General features: G+C 38.6%; 22 protein-coding genes, 9 tRNA genes, 1 rRNA gene and 3 pseudogenes. 9 read left to right on the forward strand and 26 right to left on the reverse strand.

The genetic code is table 11. The features are described from left to right. Positions 1-6 precede the first annotated feature (6 nt). Entirely contained in the window at positions 7-1,176 is a 1,170-nt protein-coding gene (locus RCG21_RS22270; protein WP_133338638.1) for a DUF3880 domain-containing protein, read from the reverse strand. A gap of 216 nt (positions 1,177-1,392) precedes the next feature. Between RCG21_RS22270 and RCG21_RS22275 the strand changes: the two genes are divergently transcribed. From RCG21_RS22275 to RCG21_RS22290, 4 genes are all read left to right on the forward strand, one after another. After that, positions 1,393-1,521: a hypothetical protein gene (locus RCG21_RS22275; RefSeq protein WP_268884132.1), complete on the forward strand. Its 129-nt coding sequence runs from the start codon at positions 1,393-1,395 to the stop codon at positions 1,519-1,521. Positions 1,522-1,619: 98 nt separating this feature from the next. Continuing rightward, positions 1,620-1,763 carry a hypothetical protein gene (locus tag RCG21_RS22280; RefSeq protein ID WP_165976357.1) on the forward strand — a complete coding sequence of 48 codons (144 nt, stop codon included), beginning with the start codon at positions 1,620-1,622 and terminating at the stop codon, positions 1,761-1,763. Positions 1,764-1,995: 232 nt separating this feature from the next. Beyond that, positions 1,996-3,045: a DUF3231 family protein gene (locus tag RCG21_RS22285; protein WP_235824918.1), complete on the forward strand. Its 1,050-nt coding sequence runs from the start codon at positions 1,996-1,998 to the stop codon at positions 3,043-3,045. A gap of 183 nt (positions 3,046-3,228) precedes the next feature. Continuing rightward, positions 3,229-3,657 (forward strand): pyridoxamine 5'-phosphate oxidase family protein, encoded by a 429-nt coding sequence (locus RCG21_RS22290; RefSeq protein WP_133338636.1) that lies wholly within the window; start codon positions 3,229-3,231, stop codon positions 3,655-3,657. A gap of 187 nt (positions 3,658-3,844) precedes the next feature. Here the strand turns inward: RCG21_RS22290 and hlpB are convergent, their stop codons facing one another. The 9 genes and pseudogenes from hlpB to RCG21_RS22335 form a co-directional block, all read right to left on the reverse strand. Continuing rightward, positions 3,845-4,138: an HNH nuclease-like protein HlpB gene (hlpB, locus tag RCG21_RS22295; protein WP_133338634.1), complete on the reverse strand. Its 294-nt coding sequence runs from the start codon at positions 4,136-4,138 to the stop codon at positions 3,845-3,847. A 223-nt stretch (positions 4,139-4,361) separates the two neighbouring features. Then, positions 4,362-5,795: an aldehyde dehydrogenase family protein gene (locus RCG21_RS22300; RefSeq protein WP_133338632.1), complete on the reverse strand. Its 1,434-nt coding sequence runs from the start codon at positions 5,793-5,795 to the stop codon at positions 4,362-4,364. 35 nt (positions 5,796-5,830) lie between these two features. Continuing rightward, a complete protein-coding gene (locus tag RCG21_RS22305; RefSeq protein WP_308913790.1) occupies positions 5,831-7,465 on the reverse strand; it encodes an acetolactate synthase large subunit in 1,635 nt (544 codons plus the stop codon). Between the two features lie 419 nt (positions 7,466-7,884). Continuing rightward, positions 7,885-8,634 carry an NAD(+)--rifampin ADP-ribosyltransferase gene (gene arr, locus RCG21_RS22310; RefSeq protein ID WP_133338628.1) on the reverse strand — a complete coding sequence of 250 codons (750 nt, stop codon included), beginning with the start codon at positions 8,632-8,634 and terminating at the stop codon, positions 7,885-7,887. A gap of 49 nt (positions 8,635-8,683) precedes the next feature. Further along, positions 8,684-8,951, reverse strand: a pseudogene (locus RCG21_RS22315) (DUF2200 family protein). A 164-nt stretch (positions 8,952-9,115) separates the two neighbouring features. Beyond that, complete coding sequence (locus tag RCG21_RS22320) at positions 9,116-9,817, reverse strand: GNAT family N-acetyltransferase (RefSeq protein WP_133338626.1); 702 nt, start codon at positions 9,815-9,817, stop codon at positions 9,116-9,118. A 448-nt stretch (positions 9,818-10,265) separates the two neighbouring features. After that, a pseudogene (locus tag RCG21_RS22325) lies at positions 10,266-10,903 on the reverse strand (DUF3885 domain-containing protein). A gap of 596 nt (positions 10,904-11,499) precedes the next feature. Further along, entirely contained in the window at positions 11,500-11,679 is a 180-nt protein-coding gene (locus tag RCG21_RS22330; RefSeq protein ID WP_133338624.1) for a hypothetical protein, read from the reverse strand. Between the two features lie 195 nt (positions 11,680-11,874). Continuing rightward, a complete protein-coding gene (locus RCG21_RS22335) occupies positions 11,875-12,723 on the reverse strand; it encodes a pyridoxamine kinase (RefSeq protein ID WP_133338622.1) in 849 nt (282 codons plus the stop codon). Positions 12,724-12,893: 170 nt separating this feature from the next. On the opposite strand from RCG21_RS22335, the gene RCG21_RS22340 reads away from it, so the two are divergent. Beyond that, positions 12,894-13,433: an ECF transporter S component gene (locus RCG21_RS22340; protein ID WP_133338620.1), complete on the forward strand. Its 540-nt coding sequence runs from the start codon at positions 12,894-12,896 to the stop codon at positions 13,431-13,433. 328 nt (positions 13,434-13,761) lie between these two features. Here the strand turns inward: RCG21_RS22340 and ltrA are convergent, their stop codons facing one another. Beyond that, positions 13,762-15,195 carry a group II intron reverse transcriptase/maturase gene (gene ltrA / locus RCG21_RS22345; protein WP_308913791.1) on the reverse strand — a complete coding sequence of 478 codons (1,434 nt, stop codon included), beginning with the start codon at positions 15,193-15,195 and terminating at the stop codon, positions 13,762-13,764. Positions 15,196-16,190: 995 nt separating this feature from the next. Between ltrA and RCG21_RS22350 the strand changes: the two genes are divergently transcribed. Next, complete coding sequence (locus tag RCG21_RS22350) at positions 16,191-17,225, forward strand: ABC transporter permease (RefSeq protein ID WP_133340423.1); 1,035 nt, start codon at positions 16,191-16,193, stop codon at positions 17,223-17,225. 1 nt (position 17,226) lies between these two features. After that, on the forward strand, positions 17,227-17,913 hold the full coding sequence (locus tag RCG21_RS22355; protein ID WP_133340425.1) for an ABC transporter ATP-binding protein: 687 nt from the start codon (positions 17,227-17,229) through the stop codon (positions 17,911-17,913). Between the two features lie 323 nt (positions 17,914-18,236). On the opposite strand, the gene RCG21_RS22360 is transcribed toward RCG21_RS22355, so the two are convergent. Beyond that, positions 18,237-18,371 (reverse strand): hypothetical protein, encoded by a 135-nt coding sequence (locus RCG21_RS22360; RefSeq protein WP_268884151.1) that lies wholly within the window; start codon positions 18,369-18,371, stop codon positions 18,237-18,239. A gap of 232 nt (positions 18,372-18,603) precedes the next feature. Between RCG21_RS22360 and RCG21_RS22365 the strand changes: the two genes are divergently transcribed. After that, positions 18,604-19,233, forward strand: a complete 630-nt coding sequence (locus RCG21_RS22365; protein ID WP_133340427.1) for a cysteine hydrolase family protein — start codon at positions 18,604-18,606, stop codon at positions 19,231-19,233. Between the two features lie 171 nt (positions 19,234-19,404). Here RCG21_RS22365 and RCG21_RS22370 read toward each other — a convergent pair whose 3' ends face one another. Beyond that, positions 19,405-19,704, reverse strand: a complete 300-nt coding sequence (locus RCG21_RS22370; RefSeq protein WP_308913792.1) for a YciI family protein — start codon at positions 19,702-19,704, stop codon at positions 19,405-19,407. Positions 19,705-19,866: 162 nt separating this feature from the next. Between RCG21_RS22370 and RCG21_RS22375 the strand changes: the two genes are divergently transcribed. Then, the gene (locus RCG21_RS22375; RefSeq protein WP_133340431.1) at positions 19,867-20,319 is read left to right on the forward strand and encodes a S1 domain-containing RNA-binding protein; all 453 of its coding nucleotides are present in this window, start codon (positions 19,867-19,869) and stop codon (positions 20,317-20,319) included. Between the two features lie 145 nt (positions 20,320-20,464). Here RCG21_RS22375 and sdaAA read toward each other — a convergent pair whose 3' ends face one another. From sdaAA to rrf, 13 genes and pseudogenes are all read right to left on the reverse strand, one after another. After that, positions 20,465-22,027 (reverse strand): L-serine ammonia-lyase, iron-sulfur-dependent, subunit alpha, encoded by a 1,563-nt coding sequence (gene sdaAA, locus RCG21_RS22380; RefSeq protein WP_133340433.1) that lies wholly within the window; start codon positions 22,025-22,027, stop codon positions 20,465-20,467. A gap of 118 nt (positions 22,028-22,145) precedes the next feature. Beyond that, a complete protein-coding gene (locus RCG21_RS22385; RefSeq protein ID WP_133340435.1) occupies positions 22,146-23,516 on the reverse strand; it encodes an amino acid permease in 1,371 nt (456 codons plus the stop codon). Between the two features lie 95 nt (positions 23,517-23,611). Then, positions 23,612-23,871, reverse strand: a pseudogene (locus RCG21_RS22390) (UDP-glucose 4-epimerase); the annotation flags it as partial. 47 nt (positions 23,872-23,918) lie between these two features. Further along, a tRNA-Leu gene (locus RCG21_RS22395) sits at positions 23,919-24,000 on the reverse strand. A gap of 13 nt (positions 24,001-24,013) precedes the next feature. Beyond that, positions 24,014-24,084: transfer RNA gene (locus RCG21_RS22400), tRNA-Trp, on the reverse strand. A gap of 4 nt (positions 24,085-24,088) precedes the next feature. Continuing rightward, positions 24,089-24,173 (reverse strand) — tRNA-Tyr (locus tag RCG21_RS22405). A gap of 23 nt (positions 24,174-24,196) precedes the next feature. Then, positions 24,197-24,289: transfer RNA gene (locus RCG21_RS22410), tRNA-Ser, on the reverse strand. 18 nt (positions 24,290-24,307) lie between these two features. Further along, a tRNA-Met gene (locus RCG21_RS22415) sits at positions 24,308-24,384 on the reverse strand. A 30-nt stretch (positions 24,385-24,414) separates the two neighbouring features. Next, positions 24,415-24,491, reverse strand: a tRNA-Arg gene (locus RCG21_RS22420). Between the two features lie 35 nt (positions 24,492-24,526). Next, a tRNA-Leu gene (locus RCG21_RS22425) sits at positions 24,527-24,615 on the reverse strand. Between the two features lie 5 nt (positions 24,616-24,620). Further along, positions 24,621-24,695, reverse strand: a tRNA-Gly gene (locus RCG21_RS22430). Between the two features lie 32 nt (positions 24,696-24,727). Further along, positions 24,728-24,812: transfer RNA gene (locus tag RCG21_RS22435), tRNA-Leu, on the reverse strand. 11 nt (positions 24,813-24,823) lie between these two features. Next, positions 24,824-24,940 (reverse strand): 5S ribosomal RNA (gene rrf, locus RCG21_RS22440). Between the last annotated feature and the right edge of the window lie 159 nt (positions 24,941-25,099).

The following is a 25,099-nucleotide window of genomic DNA, read 5'->3' on the forward strand; positions in this document are numbered from 1 at the left end:
CCGGCACTACTTTTTCTTTATTCTAAGGATTTGACCTGCATACAAATTATTTGAGCTTAGATTATTTAGTTCTATCAATTGTTGAATCGGGACATTATATATATTGGCAATTCTTGAAAGATTATCACCTGGAGAAACGGTATGCATTTCATAGATTTCTTTGAGAAATTCCGAAAAATGGATAATATCTCCGATTTCTCTTAGAACACCTCTATTTTCTAATACTTCTAGCATTTCCTTTGCTCTATTTCGATAGGAATGTTTTTTGACAGCTATTTTACCATTTTCACGAATTTGCTGCCTTTCTAAATCATTTTTTAAATAATATTGAATCTTCTCTACTGTTTCCTCAGAGGAGGATGTAATAATTAAATCTTTACCTGGTTTAAATTGATCTCGAACGGCCGATGTATCCGATGTAAATAAAACCCCACCAGAACCAAGAATTTCGTATGTGCGCTGAGTAAGTTGTGTTCGAGAGTTTTGCAATCCAATCACGATTTTGGCAGAACTATAGACTTTATAGGCGTCCCTGTAGTCTATATAGCCATGAATCCAATTAATTGGAATTTCTTTCCCGAAAAACTTACCCATTCTTTCCCAATCCTTTCCCCAAAAATCAACACGTATTCCATTCTGGATCAGTGGCCTTATTAATCTTTTTAAGGATCTCGAACGGTATTCATCTGGATTTTCTTCAAGATATTCAGGATAAGCATTCGCTACTACCGCTATGTCACAACGATAGTTATTCATTGGTTGTACCTGATAATGTACACTCTGATGGTACCCGAAATCTAAATGAGCAGCTTTAAAACCTAGCTTCTCGTATAATTCACATAATGAAGGGGTAACGGTAAAAACAAAATCTGGTCGAATTGCATTAATAAGAGGTAGTGTAAAATTTTCAGTGTGTAAAGGGTCTTCTGTAGCCCAATAAACGAACGGAATCGTTGTTTTTTTAATAGCCTCTCGAATCCAGGGCCATTTTTCTTTCGAATGTTCAGGTGTCCATCCAAGAGATATGATTAAATCAGGCTTAAACCAATCTAGTATTTCCAAAATATTTTCCTTACTTATTGGTCCAGAAATCATCACCGTATGCCCTTCTTCTTTAAAACCATTCGGTAAACCATAAATCCACATTGGGTGACTTTCTAGAAATAATATCTTCAAAAGCGATCATCCCTTTCTATTTCCGTTTATCTATCGATATGTGAATTTCCTATAACTTGTAACGGTATAAGTCTATTCACTAGAAATTTACACTAGAGAAACTAGAAATGATTACTTTTTTCGATAGTACTTTCATTCCCATGAATTTATATAAAATTATTGGATGTTTTAGGGTGAACTAATAACAAAAAAGTGTTTACCAAAGGAGCGAGCGAAATGTTCCAAAAAAATAAAGATAACACAATCATTAAAATCGGACTTGGGACAGCCTTTCTGTCGACGATTTTCAGCTTAATCATTGTCCGTTTATTAGTGGAGATCAAACATTCAACTGGGAAGGGTTAATCCTTTCCATTTTTAATTACTTAATTGTCATTACACGGACACAGACTTTTAAAGGTCATTCAAGTATTATTAGTGTAAAAATAGTGGGATGTGATTTAATGGGGAAAATCTTAGTAATCTTTGAAGGTAAGGAATATACAATTCTTCATCAATATGCATCCGGTTATTGTGAAATAGTGGATGAAGGTTCTCCGTTAAATATAAAGCTAGTTCACTTTTCTGAATTAGTTATAAAGCCATAAAAATGAAAGGTGGAAGCCCTTCTCTGTTATGAGGGGGCTTTGTTTTTTGTGGATGGAGGAATTTTTCTTATATAGCGCAGAAAAAAAGTTTTTAAACCAAAAAGCCTATAGGGGTTCCGTTCCCACTAGCAAACATTAACAATGTTAATTAAAGGAAAAGGTCAGATTTGTGGGAATTAAATTTTTTCCAATGGAAATCATAAACAGAAATGCGGGAAAAAGGAGAATAGTTATGACCACGGATAAAGATTTAAATCCAATGAATGTGATGAAACCGCTAAATATAAATCCAAAAATATTAGATGAGACCCAACCGTTATCAACTTTTGAAATTGGTAAACTTTGGGCTACCTATATGGGAAACAGCATGTCCATTCAAATTTTAAGTTATTATCTTCATCATTGCGAGGATGAAGATATTAGGCTGCTTTTGGAAAATGGTTTAGCTTTATCGAGGGATTTCATACAAAGGTCAGAAGGATTTTTTAAGAAGGAAAATTTCCCCATCCCAATTGGATTTACTAAAGATGATGTCAATCTTGGAGCCCCTCGTTTATATGAAGATGAATTTTATGTTCACTATTTAAAATATGCTGCGAAGGCAGGTATGAGCCTATACGCTGTAGCAGTTCCATTGGTAATGAGAGAGGATGTAAGGGAGTTTTTTATTTATTGTAATGAATGTACAAGCGTCCTTTTAGGGCAAATCAATAGTATTTTAATGGAAAAAAAATTCATTGCAGCCCCTCCTATCATTCCAATACCAGACGGAATTGATAAAATCAATAAACAAAGCTACTTAAATGGATATTTTGGAAATGTCCGACCATTACAGGCATTAGAGATTATTCATCTTTGGGACAACATTGAGAATAACACCACAAGTATGGCATTATTATTTGGCTTTCATCAAATCGTTCAAGATGAAAAGATAAGAGCTTTGTTTAAAAGAGGTTTAGACATGACTGATAAAGCGGTAAAACAATATAAGGAAAAACTTCATCTTGAACACATACAATCACCAGCTTACCTAGACCATTGTGTTACACCATCTACCTATCCTCCTTTTTCCGATAAAATAATGTTGTTTCATAAAGTGGATATGTTTGCAATGAAAATAAGGTCATTTGGAAACTCACTGGCGGTAACTGCAAGAAGAGATATCGATATGTTGTATATAAGAACTCTTATCAACATTGGCGCCTTTGTCGATGATGGTATGAATATCATGATTAGTAAGGGTTGGTTGGAAGCACCACCAGAAGCGTATGACAGGGCTTAAGATACAGATACCCATATATTGTCCTTTTAAAAATTGATTTAGTGTTTTAATTACGTCAGTTACTTCCACTTGTATTGCTCCTTTTCCTTATAATATTTTCATTTTGATATGGGTTAATTTTACAGTTTATTTAAAATTATTAAGAGGAAAATTAATGTTAATATATTAAAGGGAGTAGATTCAATGAGAGATTCATCAATGAAAGAGAAGGTGCTAAAAGTTATTACTGAACACAGAACTGGGGTCCTTTCTTCTGTTGAAAATAATAAGCCCCATTCCCGGTACATGACATTTTATAATGATAATTTAACCTTATATACACCAACGAAAAGGGATACGGAGAAAATTGAAGAAATAGAGAAAAATCCTTCCGTATCAGTTTTGTTAGGATACGAAAAACAAGGCCAAAACGATTCCTATGTTGAAATTTCCGGAACATCCATTCTTAATGATTCGCCAAAAGTGAAACAACAATACTGGAACAAGTCATTTGAACAATGGTTTGAGGGCCCTGAAGATCCAAACTACGTTTTTCTTGAAATAAAACCTGAAACCGTCCGCATTTTAAACCTAAATGGTGAACCACCACAAGAACTCAATTTAGAGAATTGAGAAACTCAAATGCAAACATTTGCACCGTATTTTAGGTGCTTTTTTCTTTTAATAAGTTTCTTTTCGTATACTTTGTTGTTCTTGGTATAAAAAGTGTTCCATTTAAAGGCTTTTCGGACAGCTTAAATGTAGCCATGAGCAATCGTGTCCGAATCGGATTCCCTAGGGCGAAAACGGCTTAAAAAAATTAGCCCAGCTCCTTCCTCTTTCTTTGGTTTGATTTCTTAATTTTCATTAACTTGGTTGGAGCTTGCTTTCGAATCCATTTGACGAAGCGGCTTAATTGATGATCTTCACGCAAATCCTTTAAAGTTGACAACCGAGAGGCGATTTCCTCATTGGTATAAAGTGCATGAACTTGCTTGTGACAAGGAATGCAGAAATTGGCTGTTGCACCAAAGGTTCCTCCCATTTCCTTTGGAAGTAAATGATGCACTGTAATCTCAACCTCACTTCTTCCGCATAATTCACATGTCCCCACCGTCTTACCTTCTTTCAAAATTTTTTCTACATCATGAAAACAAGCCAAGAGGAACGATTGTCATTTGATAGACCACGGTACCTCAATAAGTATTTCTATTTTACTATTCAGAAAGATTAGTTTAACAGCAAAGCTCTAAGACAATGTGAGCTACCCCATTCACCATAAAAATGAACCCCAGCAAGTTAAAGCATTAACGCACTGGGGGTCAGGTACTAGCTACTTAATCATCACTCAATTTAAAACTAATAAATTTTTGCTCCATCATTTCTTTCATCGCATATTTGATGCCTTCTCTTCCGACACCGCTATCCTTCCAGCCGCCATAAGGCATGTTGTCAACCCGGAAGGTTGGGATATCATTGATAATGACCCCGCCTGTTTCTAAGCGCTGCGCTGCATAAAAAGCCTTTTCAACGCTGGGTGTAAAGATGCCTGAATTCAATCCGTAACGGGAGTCATTCGCGTCATTGATCGCTTCATCCAATGTTTCAAATGGGAAAATACAAACGATTGGGCCAAATATCTCAGAACGAAATACTTTTGAATCGCGGTTCACATTCGTTAAAACGGTTGGTGCCATGACATTCCCCTCCACCGTTCCGCCGCACTCAATTTTTGCCCCTTCCATAACTGCTTCATCCAGCCAGCTCTGTAACCGTTCCAAAGATTTTTTCGAAATGACTGCCGTTATGTTTGTTTTTTCATCAAGTGGTGAACCGATCACAAGCTCTTTCGTTCTGCGAATAAATCGATCTAAATATTCTTGATAAAATGATGAATGGACATAAATTCGCTGAATGGAGATACATACTTGACCATTATAGGAAAAAGACCCCATCACACTTCGTTCGACCACTTTGTCTAGGTCAACACCTTCATCAATGATCAACGGGGAATTTGACCCAAGCTCAAGCGTAAGTTTACGAAACCCTGCCTGCTGTTGAATAATATGACCGACCTCAACACTACCTGTAAAGGTTACTTTTTTTACAAAAGGATGACTTGTTAAAACTTCACTTAACACTTCCCCTTTACCAGGAACAATGTTAAGTACTCCATCAGGCAGCCCAGCCTCTTGAAAAATCTCGGCAAGAACTAAGGAGCTTAAGGGTGTTTGTTCAGCCGGCTTTAAGACAATCGAATTCCCTGCTGCGATTGCCGGACCGACTTTGTGGGCAACTAGATTAAAAGGAAAATTAAACGGAGTAATTGCCGTTACGACACCAATAGGGGTATGAATCGTAAAGCCAAAGCGATTCTCCCCTCCAATCGCCGCATCCATCGGAATTTGATCTCCATAATTATTCTTTGCTGCTTCTGCCGCAAATTGATAAGTCTGAACAGTACGGCTAATCTCCTCGCGGGCATTTCGAATGGATTTAGCCCCCTCAAGAGCAATGATTTTCGCATATTCCTCACTGCGTTCTTCCATGATGTCTGCGACTTCTGCTAGGATTTCTGCCCGGGCATGTGCCGGATAAGATTTGAATTTTTGAAACGCTTCATGTCCATTCGTTATAGCCAGCTCAGCATCAGCTGGTTCGGCTTGTCCGATCTCGGCTAACTCCTCATTGGTATGGGGATTATACAATGGTTCATATGTTTTTGCTTCCTGCCACTTCCCACCGATCCATAATGGCCATTTTTTCTTCATCCTTCAGTTTCCTCCAGTCTTGTAACGAATCATTTCTATAATCGGCAAATATAATCCCCAAGTGTTTTCGACAGCTTTACATTCTCTGAATAATCAACATCGACATCAATGAGTACAATTTCCTGACTTGCAATCGCTTTTTCTAAAGCAGGTAATAATTCGTCAGAATGAGTTACTTTCACTCCTGTCACGCCGAAACTTTTTGCGAACTCCAAAAAGTCAGGATCCGTAAAGGTAATATCACTTGAGCGATTAAATTTATTCAGCTGTTTCCACTCAATTAAACCGAACTTCGAATCATGGAAAATGACAACTACAAATGCCAGTCCAAGGCGTTTGGCTGTTGCCAATTCGACACCATTCATAAGAAAACCGCCATCACCAGTAACCGCAACTACCGGTTTTTCGGGAAAGGCCAGTTTGGCCGCAATCGCACCAGGTACCGCAATCCCCATCGAAGCCCATCCGTTCGAGATAATGGTATGATTCGGCTTTTCGGGCTGGTAGAGCCGGGCAATCCATAATTTATGCGCCCCAACATCCGAAATGATTATGGCTTCGCCTTTCTCAGCCTTTTTCAAATCGGCAATAATTCTTTGCGGTTTTACAGGACTTCCTGAGAGCTCATCCAATGCATGAAGTTTTTCAACCAGTTGAGCTTTTAATTTTTTAACTCCTGGCCATAATTCTTTTCCTTCAACTAGGGGACTTAATGCTTCTAACCCCTCTTTTACATTCCCGACTAATTCTGCTTCCAGAGGATAGTAGGCGTCTACTTCTGCAGGAAGACTATCAATATGGATAATCGGATTCATTGCCTCATCATTCCAATATTTTGGCAAATATTCAACAAAATCATAGCCGGCAGTAATAATCAGATCAGCTTGGTCAAATCCACAAAGCACATAATCTTTCGCCTGCATCCCCACCGTATAAAGGGTTAAGGGATGATTAGAAGGCAAAACCCCTTTTGCCATAAAGGTATTTACAACCGGTATATTCTTTGCTTCAGCAAATTCCCTTAACGCATCCGTTGCTCTATCGCGAATGACTCCGTTCCCCGCTAAGATGATTGGTTTTTTCGCACGATTAATGGCCATCGCAGCCTTTATGATTTCGCTTTTTGTCGGACTGGAAGCTGGATTTGGTGTAACTGGAAGCGGTTTGCCCTCCGTTTCTTCCATGGCAATATCTTCGGGAAGTTCAATATGAACTGCACCAGGCTTTTCAAGGACAGCTTTTTTAAAGGCTTTTCTGACGATTTCAGGGATGGTATGGGCTACCCGGATTTGTTGATTCCATTTTGTTACTTTCTCAAAAACACCTATAATATCGACATATTGATGGGATTCCTTATGGATTCGTTCTAGACCAGCCTGACCCGTAATCGCGACAACAGGCGCATGATCAAGATAGGCGTCCCCGATCCCCGTTAGTAAATTGGTTGCCCCTGGCCCAAGTGTTGCCAGACAAATCCCCGGTTTTCCTGTAAGTCTGCCATAAACATCAGCCATAAAAGCTGCAGCTTGTTCATGATGAACAAGAATTAATTCAATATCAGAACCAATAAGGGAATCAACAAAATCAGTATTTTCCTCACCAGGAATGCCAAATATATACTTAACCCCTTCATTTTCTAAACATTTCACAAATAAATCCGAAGCCTTCAATTTGCCTCCTCCAATCAATTGAACTGTGGTTTATGATATGGATAGTTTTTTCTTGGAAGGATGAATTTATGTAATGGTGGTCTTCAAGATTACTAAGGATGAAATTCATCATCCAAAGCTTCCTATACGGAACATCGATGATTGATTTTCAGTGGATTATAAAAAAACACTCACAAAAGTCGATTTAACAACCTTTGTAAGTGTTTTGACGTCTTTATTATATACTCATTTATTCCCACTCTCGCACATGTGCTGAGTGTGTGTGGCAACACATGGGGTGCTGGTGAAGGATACCATTGCAAACTCAGCAATTGAAACTGGATACGCAGCAACCAGTTAGATAATATTTTCTTTCATCTTGGGGCGGTATTTATTCTATTTTCAAAAAGTCATTTGCATTGTAACATCTTGAATTATGTTCAGTTAATAATTTCGCCCTTGTTTTTAGCTAAATTTTCGTGCCATTCACGTCGCTCCAAAGTTGTCAGTTTCGCCCATTCTGTTACTTCACCAATAATTCTTAAAGGTTCTTTTGAACGATAAGAACGTGTTAAGTTACCAGGAAATTTTTTGTCAGTAACATTTGGGTCGTTTTCAAATTCACCTATTGGTTCTATTATATAAACTCGTTCTCTTCCTTCTCCTTTTGCTAAAGCTGCAGCAAGTCCTGCGCCATTGACATTAGCAGTGAAATAAATGTGGTTCATTTTAAGCCCAGGTTTGTAATTTGAATTTCCACCTGCTGTTAGTAAATCACCATCCTTCAAATCTGCCCTTGTCCCATGGTAAAATGGTCCTATATCAGAAGGTGCACCCTTAGATGAATTTGACAATTCATAATTTCTTTTTGCATTCTCAGTATCACACAACTCCTCATAACATTTGGCAATGTTTAAATATAACGTTGAGTATGCACTCTTCACATTATCATCATTTATTTTTAGTGCACACTGAAGAGATGTTTCCATCCATTTTAATTTGTCTGTAATACTCTTTTGTTGACGAGCTAAATGATAAGCTGCAATAAACCTTTCATAGTCGTCTGTTGCTTCGTGCCATGCTTTATGATACACCTTGACTGCATCTTCAATATTTCCACTATCCTCCAATCCCATCCCACTCATACAGAGTTTAATAACGACGTTATTTGGATCAAATTTTATATTCATCTAATTACCTCCAAATTAATTGATTGTTATTATGAGTACACCCGGGAATTTAACTTCTCAAAATCTTCTCCATTGGCTTGCACTTTGATAATTCGTCGATTAGTTTGTCAAGCTTCCTTATTTTCTGCATGAGCGGGTCTTTGAATTTCTCAACTCGATGACCACAAATCACGCCTGTAATTTTGGCAGCATTGGGTTTTATTTGCGGGCTTGACTAAAAAAGTTTCATAAACAATATTCTTCATAATTTGCTCTTGCAAACTATGCTCATCATATCCAGTCAGCCAACAAATGACTGCATCGATTTCTTCTTTTATGCGGCCCTTTTTCTCCGCTTTTTGTTGTAATTAGTTGTCCATTATAAGAAAGCTTCATCGTTAGATCCTTCTCACTTTCATTAAAGAAACTCATTGAATGTCAATCACAAATTCTTCATTTAAAGCGCTCGTTTGCTTTAATAAATAAGCATGCAATTTTGTTCTTATTGCTTAAATGCTTCTAATCTTTGAACCTGAACTCCTTTGTCATCAAAGTTCTCCTCTGCCAACCATTGAGTGAATGCTTGTTTATGTAGAGGCCATTCTTCAATTAGCATTGAAAACCAGCTGGTGTTTCGTGAGCGGTTTTTATAGATAATGGCATTTCTAAAGGTGCCTTCAAACTGAAATCCTAAACGTTTTGCTGTATGAATGGAAGGAGCATTAAGGGAATCACATTTCCATTCATAGCGCCGGTATTGGAGTTCTTCGAATACATACATGGCTAATAAATAGTGTGCTTCGGTAGACATTCTTGTTCTTCTTAATTCATCCGAAAAATTAATACTTCCTACTTCGATCACCCCATTTGCCTGATCTATCCTCATTAAACTAAAGATCCCAAGCGGTTTGTTTGTCTCTTTATTTAACACGGCATAATAGATGTTTGTGCTGCTTTCTATTTTTTCGAGTAATGTCTTTTCAAACGCTTCATAGTCGTGAGGTTGTTCGTCGGTTAAGTAGGTCCAATTACTAGGGTGAGAATTTTTATAGGCGTTATAGAGATCTCTGGTATGTGTACGAGATAATCTAGTGACAATGGTATACTTTCCGACATAATAGATATCTGAAGGGAATTTTCTTTTCTGCCAATTGGACAACTCCTCACCAATTGGCTGATTGTATTTGTTTATTCTCTGATTCATTTAATCACCACATTTCTTTACATTATGTTGGCTGCTATTTGATGCTTTTACCTAACTTTCTTATTTGATTTTTTTAGCATTCTTGATAGTTTAATAAAAACGCCGAAACCAGCAAAGAAAAACCCTAAACAAAACAAACTTGCTGGACTGCCCCAAACTATACGCCCCCTATAATTTATAAATACAGTATAATTTTACCATGAAGTGATGAAAGGCATCTCACTATTTTGCCATTTTTCTTTCAGAAATCATTCTAATTCGTGTAAGATTTAAACTATGAAAATATATGAAAAAAGTAGTCTGTAAAGACGAGAGTGGATTTCTCCAAATGAAAATATCCCCTTTCTTCTTTTTGCTATGACATTGGAAAATCAAAATATGTCCGTATGCAAACACGCATGTTTATACATAAGCCCCCAGCTTGCAAAAGAAGAGGAACTATATTCCATTATTTAAACACCTTCACTATTTCATTCCTATCATAATCTAAAATCCAATCATTGTATTTTTCATAAATATCTCTAATTGTTTCGACTGATGCCGCTAATAGATCACAACCTCTGTCATCGTACACGTGAAAGATAGTTTTCTTATTGATATTTATGAAGTAAACTCTATGGGAAATACTTGGCTTTAACCCTAAGTCTCGATTGCAAATTGCTTTTAACAATGGAATGTATTTAAAATCAGATGTTTTGCAGTATAGAGAAAATCTATGAGTTTTAAATGTACCTTCTTCATTATCCTCTGGGAATATATAAGGCATTGCTTGATGTTTCACCCTGAACAATAATGATTTTTCAACATAGCGAGAAAAGTTTTTTAACTGATGTCTAATATTTTTGCCTTTATTAAAATCATTTACATCCATGACGACAAAAAGTTCCTCTGATGGAGAATTAAGGCTTCGAATAAAGTAATAGCCCGTTTATAACACCCCACTATATAAGGGTTGTCAGGATAATCATATTCTCTTTTCCACTCCACCCCTAGTTCAAAACGAATTCCAATATCCCAACTATAAAACAAAGGCGGTCTAAGCTCTAAATTGGGGAAATTCTTATTCATAAAGTGGCTTATTTTCATTTCACCACCTCCTTTATTTCCTTCATTAAACCCATTGTCCTTTAACAACTAAATAAAAAAGAAGACTGCCGCTGCAACCTTGTGTTTAACAAAAGCTACTCGTTTGTTTAAGAACTTATCCTTTTGCTTGTTAATTGTTTGATCAGTTCAATTACCACAAAAACAAATATAATTACTCCAAATATACCGTATACATATCTGTGGTCTGTAAAATTCAATATTGATACTATCAAAGATAATATAGCTGAAATTATTAACCTTATTTGCCCCATACCATTACCTCTTTTCTACTCCATTTATTAAACATTTTCCATTAAGGTTCCCCAGCCTCTTCTTCAAAACTATCCCGCCCTTTAGTGATATAAGAAAAGCTGTATAAATGGCAGCCTGATCAGCAACTCTTTGTCTCCGTTTGGTTTAAGTGCAATTTTTCAAAAACTTATAGAATATGACTTATTTATTAAAGTTCTGATTTATGAATTTATTCAATATAACCCTTTGAAGCACATATAAAATAAAAAGCGCCAGTAAAGGCGCTACAAACAGGATTTCCAACAAAATTACCGAATCTCTATTGAGTCGGCATAGGTCTATATTCACAGTGACATTAATCTTCTTTTTGCTTTAACAGCAGCTTGGACTGGTGTGCTGCCGTGTTCGATTACGGCTTTTTTGCCCCTTCGAGCATAAACCTTAATCCGGTGTCTCACTTGATAGACCCTAAAATAAATTCCATCTTCTTCATACGCAGAAACGGCTGCCATTGGACTTTTCATACATTCACAACCTTTCAGATTATACAGAGTAATTCTGCATTTTTATGAAAAATCCTTGTGAATGTTTTGTTACAATTTTTGTGTCGCACGCAATCGATCTAAGTTTATTAAAATATTTACTTCTGTCATTGCCTTTTTATTCTGTTTGTTGGCTTTTTTGTCCGGTTTCTATGGTTCTAACAGATAATAGACATTTTATAATAGCATTTTCAAATATTTCTCGAAGTTAACTCCTTCTACGCTAGGAACTTGCCCTTTGGAAGAATCCTGAATGGCCGCTGTTAGAAATGCCTCTGCAAGCTGTACAGATTTTTCCAAACTCTCCCCGCGCATCATGCTTCCCATAATCACCGATGCAAATAAATCACCTGTACCAGAATAGCTCATACCGTTATACTCCATCGCACGATAAAAGGTTTTGTTTCCGTCCAAATACATATTTCCGATATACTGCTTATCGGTATCTGCTGACGGTGGATTCATTCCAGTAATAATAACCTGAGCGCCAGTTTCTTGCTGCAAAATATTCCCTGCCTCATCGACCGCTTTAATATAGTCCCTTTCATTTGAATAGCGATGCAACTTTTCATAAGATATTCCGGATAATAAACAGCACTCCGTAACATTTGGTGTAATCACATCAGCACGCTTTACAAGTTCTCGCATAAGTACCAGTAATTCATCGGTAAAAAGCTTATAAACTTCTCCTAAATCCCCCATTACTGGATCAACAAGTAAAAGGGTTTCCTTTGTTTGGAACTTCTCTAAAAAAAGAAAAATATTTTTAATTTGCTCTTCACCCGTAACGAATCCTGTATGGATTCCATCAAAGGTAACCTCAAGCTTGCTCCATTCCTCAATGAAATATTTCATTTTAGATGTAAAATCTTCACAATAAAAACTGTGATAACCGGTTTGCGCCGTTAATATGGCCGTTGGTAAAGGACATGCCTGTACACCCATTACCGAAAGAACCGGAATCGCGGCTGTTAATGAACATTTTCCAAAAGATGATAAATCCTGTATTACAGCAACTTTCTTCATAATAACCCCCATAAAGCTGTCCGTCTTAAACTTTTTTCATATTACCACAAATAAAGAATTTGGAAAATTCCTTTCTAACTGACCATATAGTTTTTTAATAAATTGACACTTTTATATATGCCAGTGATTTGCTAAAATCATAGAAAATTCAGTTAAGAAGGGTTAGAACTATGCAAACTACACAAACTTATTCAAAACCAGGTTACAAAACATTTGATTTAATTCTTACTGCCATGTTAATTGCACTTGTTTTCCTATCTACTTTCTTGAATATTAAACTGCCAATTGCTGCAAATGGAGGTTTAGTTCATCTAGGGACTGCAATGCTTTTTATCGCAGCTATTCTTTTTGGTCCTAAAAAGGCGGCTCTTGCTGGTGCGATCGGAATGGCATTATTTGATCTAGCCGGCGGTTGGGCGTTGTGGGCACCTATTACCTTTGTTTCCCGTGCTCTGCAGGGATATATCGTTGGTAAAATAGCTTGGTCAAATGGCCGTAATGGCAATAGCCTTGCTTTCAATTTAATTGGAGCAATCGTTTCAATGCCAGTAATGATCGCTGTTTATTACATTGGTGAAGTTATTCTTTACGGTAATTGGGTTGCACCCGTAGCTTCGATCCCTGGTGACGTCGTTCAAAATGTATTAGGAGTTATTGTTGCCCTTCCGGTTAGTGCTGCATTGAAAAAAGTTCCTTATTTTAACCGATAAAATAAACACAAAAAGAAATAGATTTACCATTTCTTTCGAAAACACTGGGGGTCAGGCACACTGGCCCCATTTTTATTTCTCACTTTCTTTTGAATTTTTTCACTAACCGCCCAGTGAAACCTATTACAGAAACGAACTTGTTAATTCAACAAGTAGGGTCTATATTTTTTTACTATAAATTCCCCCTTTTCACTTAAAATCCTTCTTCAAGTAACATGCACCGTTAGTGGAAAAAGAGAAAGTAGGGAAACCTCTCTCGAGGCTTCCCCCTTATCAAACCGTACGTGCCCTATTAAGGCATACGGCTTACCAAATGTTACAATGTTTATCAAGAGGATGCATTCCAGGCATTTTGCATCTTTTGTAAGCGATGAGGGGTAAAATATTCCTCACCTTTTTCTTTTGCTCTTTTGACTTTGTATTGGAATCTTCTTTTTGCAGATTTACTCATATCGCTTAGGTATTGTTCTATAGTGTATCCGTAGGCTTTATTTAGATAAAGCCAATAGGATGGGATTAGTTTAATCTTTAAAAAGAATTCGTTATTCCAAAGGGTATTCATTCTCATACCTTTTCTTTGGGTTGGGTGCTTATGGATTAACGCAACACGCAGTCTTTTTCTTATATATCCATCAATTCGCTCAAGAATTTTCCTTATCCATCGAGTTCTACAGTGACTCTTTTGTCCGTATTCTTCGTTTGCTTTTACCGCTTTGATAATAGTCACGCAGTAATTTACCTTACCTCTAATAATAGGATTTACCCGATTTATCCATTCTTCTTTGCTAAGAGTTAGGGATTTCCTAGTCTTTTCCTTGATTTTCAATCGAAAATCCCTGATGGATTCTTCCTTTGGTGTAACATTAAAGAAGGGTTTATTATCTTTCCTTCTCTTTGTCCAATGATGGAATGTGAACCCTAAAAAGTCAAAGTCGTCCTTATCAAAGTTGACAACTCTGGTCTTCTCTTTAGAGATTTCCAGTCCCAACTCAGCTAACTTATTCTTAGTTAAGGTAGCCGCCTTCTTGATTTCTTCGTTTGATTTAGCAAATAACAAGAAATCATCTGCATATCTGACAAATCGAATACCATTCAAGTCCCACTCCCAGTCAAGTTCATTAAGGTATACATTTGCAAGTAGTGGTGAGATGACGCCGCCTTGAGGTGTGCCATAGTCAGAATGGATAAGTTTCCCCTCTTCCATGTGCCCAGCCTTTAACCATTGTTCAACCAAACTCAGGACCGTACGGTCTGACACATATTTCTTTAAAACCCCAATCAGTTTATTATGGGGTATATTGTCAAAGAAACCTTTTATATCACAATCGTAAATATGGTTATATCCTTGTTCAATATTCCAGAGGATTATTTGCAGGGCTCTTTGTACCCCTCGATTCGGTCTGTATCCAACCGACCAGTTATGAAACAACAAATCTTCAAATTTTGGCTGTAGTACATTTACAATACTTTGTTGAACTATGCGGTCCCCGATAGTTGGAATACCTAAAGGACGTTTCTTTCCATTCTTCTTTGGTATGTATACTCTTCTGACTGGTTGAGCTTGGTAAGTCTTTGCTCTCAATTTGTTTAGAAGTTCCATGATGTTTTCTTGTAAGTTGGCATCATAACTTTCAATTGTTTCTCCGTCGATTCCTCCTGCCCCTTTGTTTGCTTTAACTTGTTCGAAGCTTTGGGTTAATTTTCGGTCAAACAATATCTGCCCATATACACTGTGTAATTTAAACTTCCACTCTTGATTCATTGCGTATTCCACGCCTTTCCTTGATGTACATTCAAACGGTTTTACCGCAGTAACATGATTGTTTACATTACACCTAGTTAATGGCTTGGAGCCATAGGTCGTTCCCCTTCCGTTCACTCGATGTTATGGTCATCGAATTACTTCCGTACTATGAGAACGTCTGACTTCTCCACCCGTTCCTCGTCATTTCGGATTACCCTTATAGACTAGAACCCTGCCTGTTTGGTAAGGTGGAGACCTCACGGGGTTATCGCATTTCCCTTCTAGACATACCCTGCACCACGACGTTATAAGTCACATTTTCTCGCTCTGACTTCTAAAGAAAATGCCCCTTTAGCGGGCTTCCTCACTTTTCGAAGAGTCGCCAACTTATCCCGCCGCCGTGCTTCACACTTATTGCATTAGGGTCTATCTAGTTGCCTACGGGTCTCTCGACTTACCGCATCTCCTTCAGACAATACCTCACGGTATTGCCCTAGATTAAGCTTCCCGAGCTAGGTCAGTCTCCTCGGAGATGGACTTTCACCATCTGGGATTCAGTATCATCATCATCAACCAGTCGTTTCACCGAGATGACGTCTCTGTCAGATAATGAAAAGAAGAGTGTCGACTAGATCAACACTCCATGCGACTGCCCGTCGCACAAAAAGAGCCGCGGTTACGACTCTTTGATTCGCTAAAGCATTCGTTGAACATGAAGGCTTCATATCGTGTATGATCAATCCTGTATTATTTACTTTTTCAAAATTGTAAATTATTTCTCCAAAAGGTAAACCCCTTAATCAATTATTCCCATTGGCACCTGGCACCGCATTATTGGACAAATATTTATTTACAGAAAACATTTACTAAAAAGCCCTCATGAAATATCAATACCTATATTGTACCTATTAGAAATCCTGACAGTGTCGCTTTAAATGTAAAGATTTGTTCATCCTCTGTTCATATAGGAGGTATATTCTAAGTTTGTAAAAAAGAGATTGGAGGAATGAATTGTGATCCTTTCGTGGAAAGAAATGAAGAAAAATAAAGTAAGATTTTTGATATTAGGTTCAATTGTTTTTCTTGTTAGTTTACTAACTTTTATTATTTCTGGTTTGGCAAATGGATTATCACAAGACAATGCTGCATTAATTAAAGATTTACCACAAGGACAATTTTATATGACTAAAGATGCAGAGAAAACGTATAACCTGTCAAAAATAGATCGCAGTATCCAGAATAAAATATTAAACAAACAAAAAGATGCTGTAGCATTTTCTATTCAAATGGGTTTTCTAAATGATAAGGATGATAAACAACAAAGTGTTGCCTTTGTTACATCTACCGGTTCAAAGTTATTTAAAAATGTTAAACACGAAGAAATTATTTTAGATAGCTCCTTAAAAGATAAAGGTATAAAAGTTGGAGATACCTTAACGAATAATCAATTTAGTGGCAAGTTTATTGTAAAAGGTTTTGTTGATCAAAAAAAATATAGTCATGTCCCTGTTGCTTATATCAATATGGAAGATTACAAACAAATTTACAAGGTCAAAGAAATGCAATTAGTTTTCATCCCAGGAGGAGATTCTTCACAAGAATTCACTGGATTACAATCATTTTCACAGAAAGATTTTCTCAATACGATTCCAAGTTATAACGCAGAACAAATGTCTTTAAATATGATTGTTTGGTTTTTAGTGATCATTAGTGGAATGTTATTTGCAATCTTCTTCTATATGATGAACGTTCAAAAGATTGGTTTATACGGTATTTTAAAAGCAATTGGTGTAAAAACAAGTGATTTATTCAAAATGATGTGGACACAGATGATTTTTATTACAGTCATTTCACTAGCTATGTCTATTGCACTCAGTCAAGTCTTTAATATGATTGCACCTAAAGGAATGCCTTTTCATTTAACTTTTGAAACAACAGCTCAATTGTCTATCGTCTTTCTCGTTATCGGCTTTATTGGAGCGACACTCTCAGGTATACAAATAAAGAAAGTTGAACCATTACAAGCAATACAACAAGGAGAGGTTTAATATGACAATATTTACGATTGATGAAGTTAGAAAAACATTTACGAATGGGGAAGTAAAAGAAGAAATATTAAAAGGAATTAATCTTTCTCTAAAAGAAGGCGAAGTCACAGCATTAGTGGGTGCATCAGGATCTGGTAAAAGCACACTTCTTACAATCGCTGCAGGGCTTCAACCTGCCTCAAATGGACAAATCATATTTGAAGGAAAAAATATGACGACAATGAGTGCAGAACAAATCCGAAAAGTACGAGCAAATAAATTTGGTTTTGTCTTTCAATTTGCACACCTTGTTCCTTTTCTAACAGTCGAAGAACAATTAATGCTAATGCTTGATGTTTCTGAATCAACATTAAGCAAACAAGCAAGAATAGCAGAAGCTAATACCATTCTACAATTAGTTGGAATGGACCATCGAAAAAAAGCTTATCCGTCTTCATTGTCAGGTGGGGAGAAACAACGGGTTGCCATTGCTCGTGCAATGATTCATAAACCTAAAGTTCTCTTCGCAGACGAACCAACTGCAAGTCTAGATTCAAAAAGATCTAAAGATATTATGATATTAATAAGAGATTTAACCAAAACGTTAAATATTACTACCTTAATGGTTACGCATGACGAAGAAATGCTTTCTTACGCGGATCATATAATTAAAATGAGCGATGGTCTAATTTTACAGAACGAAGATTAATCCTGGAGCTTCAGGGGAAGAATTGAAGTCACGCTTATTAATATTTGGCTGTGGTAAAGAACAATGTTGATTGGAGCGGAAGGTGCGAGACTCCTCGAAAATGCTATCGCATTTTCTTCGTGCGTGAGCGTAATCAAGGATGTAATTCAATGTCCTGCGGGAGCAGCGGGACAGGTGAGCATCCTGGAGCGGAAATCAACAACTACGTTTAACAGAGCTTAATATTTAGTAACCAGCCTGCCGTATAGCGACGGGCTATTTTTTATATACCAGCTTAAAAATAAGTTAAAAAGCGACAGCTCTTGATGAGCAATCGCTACTTTTTAAGTAAATAACAAATGAGCAGAAAAAATTACTGTCGTAACTGTGATGATATTAAATACTGTAGACATTAAAACTGCATGTGCGGCATATTCAGCGGTAATCATAAACAGGGTTCCAGCGGTAACCTCCGTCAACAATTACCTTCTGCAATCAATTCATCAAAGTTGCACATTAATTTTCTTATAACAAAGTGCACTAATCAATCTGAAAATACATATAAATGCCTATAAAGTTTTTAATGACTATGTAGCTTGTACGGTACAACTGTCGTGTCGATGCTGAACTTCTTTAAAAATGAAATTCTCCATTTTATACGAACAGTTGAAAATATTTCCGCAAGCTTGTGTTGAGAGTGAGGTAAGTATTTTGCCGTTTAAACCACATCCCAATAATACTGCGATTGTAATTACAGACCCGCAAAATGATTTTATGAGTCCCGGAGGCAGAGGTTATCATCTAACAAAAGATAATATTGAAAAATACAACACTATACAAAACCTCGAGCTATTAATGAGAACTGCACTGAATAAAGGATATCAGCTTTTCATATCCCCCCATTATTTATACCCTCATGATTATGGCTGGCAATTTACAGGAAATGAACAAAATATGTTATTAGGCCTTAAAATGTACGAAAAAGCAAATGCGTATACACCACCGTCTGTAGGAGCTGATTTCGTTCATTCTTTCAAACCTTATATTTTTCATAGGAGAACCATCGTTTCCACTCCACACAAGGTTGCTAGCCCACAAACAAATGACTTGGTATACCAGTTACGGCAACATAGAAAAGAGAGGACGATTATTGCAGGGGTGCTTTCCAACATTTGTGTAGAGTCCCATATGAGGCATTTAATCGAAAATGGGTTTGAAACAGCTATTGTATATGATGCCACTGCAACGATAAGTGAAAAAGATTTTCAAGCAGCCGTTACCAATTATAAAGCCTTTGCCAGTGCTACTTGGACGACACAGGAAGCAATTTCAAACTTATAAAATAGTATGCTCAATGGTAATTTCATATAAAACTTGCCCGTACAGTCCCTAAGTTGGTGGCTTGGTCAGAATAAGGGCTTGGAATAACGTATGGCTTTAAGAGCGCAAAACCCCCTTCAATCTTGTTTGGAGGGGTAATTCTTGCAAAGATGAAACCATAACGATTTCACCCTAGCGCCCTTCCATTACTTCGACTTTAAAAGGATGTAATTCCACATCCATGACTCCGGTTTGAACAGCAGGGTCGTTTTCAAAAAATTTTTGAGCGTCTTCCGCAGATTCCGCTTTATAGATAATGATCCCATAAGCCCCATCTAAACATGGGCCAGATAAAACCACTTTACCTTCCGCGTACATCTGCCTAACGTATTCAAGGTGTTTTCCCATTATTGCCTTTTCCTCAGGAGTCATTGTTGCTAGCCAATTCTCCCGTTTTGCCTTGCCAATCGCCAAGAACTCAAGTTGTTCCATTTTCAACCACTCCTCAGTTGTCCTTTAATCAATCTATTTTTCCACAATAAATGGAATGGATACCTGAAAAATTTTGCCCAGGAACAACTTCAGAAGATATTTACCTCTTCAAGAATATGTTATAATAAAACTTATAACAGTATTGGGAGGAACATTATTTTTATGTCAGTCGAAATAGGCAGCAAAGTACAAGGTAAAGTAACAGGCATCACTAATTTTGGAGCATTCGTAGACTTACCAGATGGATCAACAGGTCTTGTGCATATCAGTGAAGTTGCGGATAGCTATGTAAAAGATATAAATGACCATCTCAAGGTAGGAGACCAGGTTGAAGTAAAAGTGATTAGTATGAAAGACGGAAAAACTTCCTTGTCCATAAAAAAAGCGATAGATAGACCTGAAGGACAAACCTCTTCTTATTCACAACAACGCCCACCACGCTCGGGCAGAGGTGATAACCGTTCCAAAGACTTCCGTCCAAAAGGTCAATTCAAACCAAAAGAAAGTTTTGAAGATAAAATGGCTCGTTTTTTAAAGACGAGTGAAGAGAATTTGTCTACCCTTAAACGAAACACTGGAGCAAAACAGGGCGGTAGAGGCGGAAGACGAGGATAATAATCAGTCTTTTTCTTCATTGAAATTAATGAAAGCTATTTTCTCTCTAAGTAGAAAATAGCTTTCACTCCATTCCAGTAGCTGCACCTGTTATTATTATTTTACCTCGTTCAATTCGATATACCCTTCATTACAGTCCTCATCCCTACATAGTTTGGATTAATAAAATTTCATCAATGATGGGAATTTCTTTATTCAATATAGTTAAGAGATTTCCTTCAATCTGATTGTCAATCTCACAAACCGTAATCGCCGAACCATTGATCTTTGAACGTTCATTTGCCATACGGGCAATATTTAACCCTTTTTGATAAAGAGATCCTGATAACTCGGCAATAACCCCTTTTCGATCGGAATGGCGGATTACAAGTGTTGGTCGTTCTCCGGAAAACTTTAACGGGTAATCATCCAATTCCTGAACTTCTACTTTGCCGCCGCCTAACGAACTTGCCAATACCTTTACCCTTCGCGTTGCCCCTAATAATTCTACTAGCACTGTATTCGGGTGGTAACTTCCAAGCACCCGTTTCGTAAACTCGAATTGTAATCCATTTTCTTCCGCAATGGAATTCGCATTTGGAATGCCTTCATTCATGGTTGTTAACCCAAGAACCCCTCCCAATAATGCTAAATCTGTGCCATGTCCTTGATAGGTTTCGGCAAAGGAACCCATCAGGGAGAACTTTGCAAATAATGGTTTTTCATTTAATAGCTGGCAGGCTATGTTGCCAATTCGAACAGCACCTGCCGTATGTGAACTGGATGGACCGACCATGACAGGGCCGATAATTTCATAGGCGCTTTGATATTTCGCCGGCCCGCAGCTGCTTGTCGTTTCGCTGAAAATCTGCGCCTTTAATTTTTGACCTGTCGGGGTGCCGGCCAGACCGCCAATCCCGGTTTCCCTTAGCGATTCAGGCATTTGCTGCCCGACTTCATGCATGACATGAATCACCTCATCAGGTGGAATGATGCTGACCACCCCTGCCAACGCCATATCTGCTGCAGCCTGCGCGGTAATCGCGTGTAATCCGTTCCGAACGATACATGGAATTTCAACTAGCCCGGCAACCGGATCACAAACGAGTCCCAGTGAATTTTTTAGAGCAATTCCGATGGCATTTCCAACCTGCTCGGGAGTACCACCGGCAAGCTCAACTAAAGTGCCAGCTGCCATTGCGGTTGCTGAGCCGATTTCCGCCTGGCATCCGCCGGCAGCTCCTGAAATGGAAGCTTTATTAGCAATCACCAAACCAAGGGCAGAGGCAGTGAACATCGACAATACGATCTGCTCTCGTGGGAATGTTCCGCTATCCAGAGCGTGAACGAGCACTGCCGGCAAGATTCCCGCTGAACCTGCAGTCGGTGTTGCTACAATCCGCCCCATTGCTGCATTAACTTCTGATACGGCCAACGCATTGGCGGCGGCGTTTAATGTCACGGGATTGATAAAGGATTTTCCATTTTCGGCATATTGGTGAAGACGGTACCCATCACCACCGGTCAAGCCGGTACGAGACATTACAGCACTTGTAGTCCCTTTGCGGACAGCCTCTTCCATTACCGTAAATTGCTCGGCCATTTTTTCGATAATCGCTTCCCGTGAAATGTTCTTTTGCTGTATTTCCGTTTGGATCATTAATTCAGCAATCGTTATGCTTTGCTGCTCGGCCAGTTCAATTAGTTCCCTTAAACTCATGAAAGACATCATACCACTCCTTAAAAAGGGGACGTTTCCGATAAGTAAAGCATTTTAACCATCCCCGCTGTGTGATCCTTTGATTTTTTTATATTAAACCGCTTTCGGTTTTGTGCCTTTTTCGTTTTCAAGCATCGTCTAACGGTACGCGTTTTTCCATTTTTAACAGATAGAAAATACCTGTCATGAGGGCAAGGAATGCAATTCCCACGATTAACGGGATACGCGTGCTTGGATTGATAAACATACCGACAAGGACCACTAGTAAAAAGACAATCGTAGCATAGTTGCTATACGGTGCAAACGGCATTTTAAATGGATGTTTTTCCATTGCACCAGCATTTACTTTTCTAAATTTGATTTCACTGATGAGCAGTACAAACCATGGAATCATTCCTGGGAGTACACTCGCACTATATACATACACGAAGATCGATGGCGGTGCAATAAAGCTTAACACAACTCCAAGGAGCAAGCCGACTAAAACCGTTAAGGTTGAATATACAGGAACTTTATTTTCCGATAATTTGGCAAAAATCTTTGGTGCTTGTCCATTTTTCGCCAATGTGTAAAGCATCCGTGTGGCGCTAAAGATACCGCTGTTACAGCCGCTCATTGCTGCCGTGATCACAACAAAGTTAATAATGCCGGCTGCAGCCGTAATTCCAATTTTGGCAAAAACCGAAACGAATGGGCTGCCAATTTGATTGAGCTGGTTCCAAGGGTAAACAGTTACAATGACAAAGATCGCACCGATATAAAAAATTAAAATACGCCAAACGGTTGTACTCACAGCATGTGTGATGGTTTTTTTCGGATTTTCTGCCTCTCCAGCCGTAATACCAATCAGTTCCACTCCTTGATAAGCGCCGATTACGATGGAAAGGGCAAAAAAGAATCCTTTAAAGCCGCCGGTGAAAAAGCCGCCATTTTTCCATATGTTCGAAAATCCAATTGCATGGCCACCATTCCCGAAGCCAAAGAGAATAATGCCAATACCAGCAATAATTAACAAGATAATCGTTAATACTTTAATTAATGAAAACCAGAATTCAAATTCACCAAAGTTTTTAACCGAAATCATGTTGGCAACACCAAGAATCACCATTGCGACTACCCCAGGGATCCATGTTGGCAGATGTGGGAACCAATAATTCATATAGGAACCAACCGCGATGATTTCAGACATGCCGACAATGATCCATTGGAGCCAATAGCTCCAAGCTGTCAAATATCCAGCTAAAGGATGGATATATTTATTGCCGAGGTCAGCAAATGAACCGGTAGTTGGTTCCAAATAAAGCATTTCCCCCATCGAGCGCATAATGAAAAATAGGAAGAGACCGGCAACTGCATAGGCAATCATAACGGATGGGCCCGTCCATTTAATCGTACTGGCGGATCCCATAAATAACCCAACCCCGATGGTGCCACCCAAAGCAATCATTTGGATATGACGCGATTTAAGGCCACGCTTTAATTCCTGTTCTTTTGACATAAACGGTCCTACTTTCCCTCATTGGATTTTTTTAACCTCTTCCTCTTTTTGTGTTTCTATCTTTTATACCAATATAGGTTCCCCAAATGGAAGGTTGTAATATTAAAGGCGTTCCGATGTTTAAATCTCGATGAATCCGTTTCCATAATTGAATAATTGAATTAATTGCATCTGGCATATACATCATATCCAAGTAAGTACCTTTCACTATATAGGATGTGTATTTTTTGTTTTTTAACGCTTCATAGAAAATATCAACCGCATTGTCTGTCGTTCCTCCACCGATGTGTTTTGTAAGAAATCAATCCGGAGAAGCTGACGTCGCGTCACCAACACCAAATTTTGCAAAATAAAAACGCCTTGCCACGTTGGGCAAAGCGTTGATATTAAAGCGTTTAACGATACCGGTGGTCGGGGTCGAACCGACACTCCTTGCGGAACACGATTTTGAGTCGTGCGCGTCTGCCAATTCCGCCACACCGGCAAAATAAAACAAACAGGGGTAGTAGGAATCGAACCCACACTGAAGGTTTTGGAGACCTTAGTTCTACCTTTAAACTATACCCCTAAAGTGGTGGAGGGGGACGGATTCGAACCGCCGAACCCTGAGGGAGCGGATTTACAGTCCGCCGCGTTTAGCCACTTCGCTACCCCTCCATCTATAAACAACAATAAAATAATGGCGGAGGAAGAGGGATTCGAACCCCCGCGCGGTTTAACCCGCCTGTCGGTTTTCAAGACCGATCCCTTCAGCCGGACTTGGGTATTCCTCCACTATTTTAAAAATAATATGGTAGCGGCGGAGGGGATCGAACCCCCGACCTTACGGGTATGAACCGTACGCTCTAGCCAGCTGAGCTACACCGCCATATTTCAATTATTAATCTATTTTCTGTTATGGCGCGCCCGAAAGGAGTCGAACCCATAACCTTCTGATCCGTAGTCAGACGCTCTATCCAATTGAGCTACGGGCGCATTTATTGGAAAAAAGTTTACGTTGCAAGAAAACTTGGTGCCGAGGACCGGAATCGAACCGGTACGGTAGTCACCTACCGCAGGATTTTAAGTCCTGTGCGTCTGCCAGTTCCGCCACCCCGGCACTTTTGGAGCGGAAGACGGGATTCGAACCCGCGACCCCCACCTTGGCAAGGTGGTGTTCTACCACTGAACTACTTCCGCATTTATTTAAGTGATTTGCTCTTTTAAAAATATGGTGCGGGTGAAGGGAGTCGAACCCCCACGCCTTGCGGCGCCAGATCCTAAGTCTGGTGCGTCTGCCAATTCCGCCACACCCGCATATAAAAACAGCCTGGCAACGTCCTACTCTCACAGGGGGACAGCCCCCAACTACCATCGGCGCTGAGAAGCTTAACTTCCGTGTTCGGTATGGGAACGGGTGTGACCTTCTCGCCATTATTGCCAGACTATTTATTTGAGGTATCATTCCCTCAAAACTAGATAATACAGAAGAAGTTTTTAGTAAAAACGAGTTCACCTTCATATGATACATATGACTTGTCTAGCTTCGGCTCCTAACTTCTCGGCCGTTTCGATCCGTCTCTACAAATCCAAAAGGCAGGATT

The organism is Bacillus salipaludis, assembly GCF_030938565.1.
In the GTDB taxonomy this organism is placed as follows: domain Bacteria; phylum Bacillota; class Bacilli; order Bacillales; family Cytobacillaceae; genus Neobacillus; species Neobacillus salipaludis_A.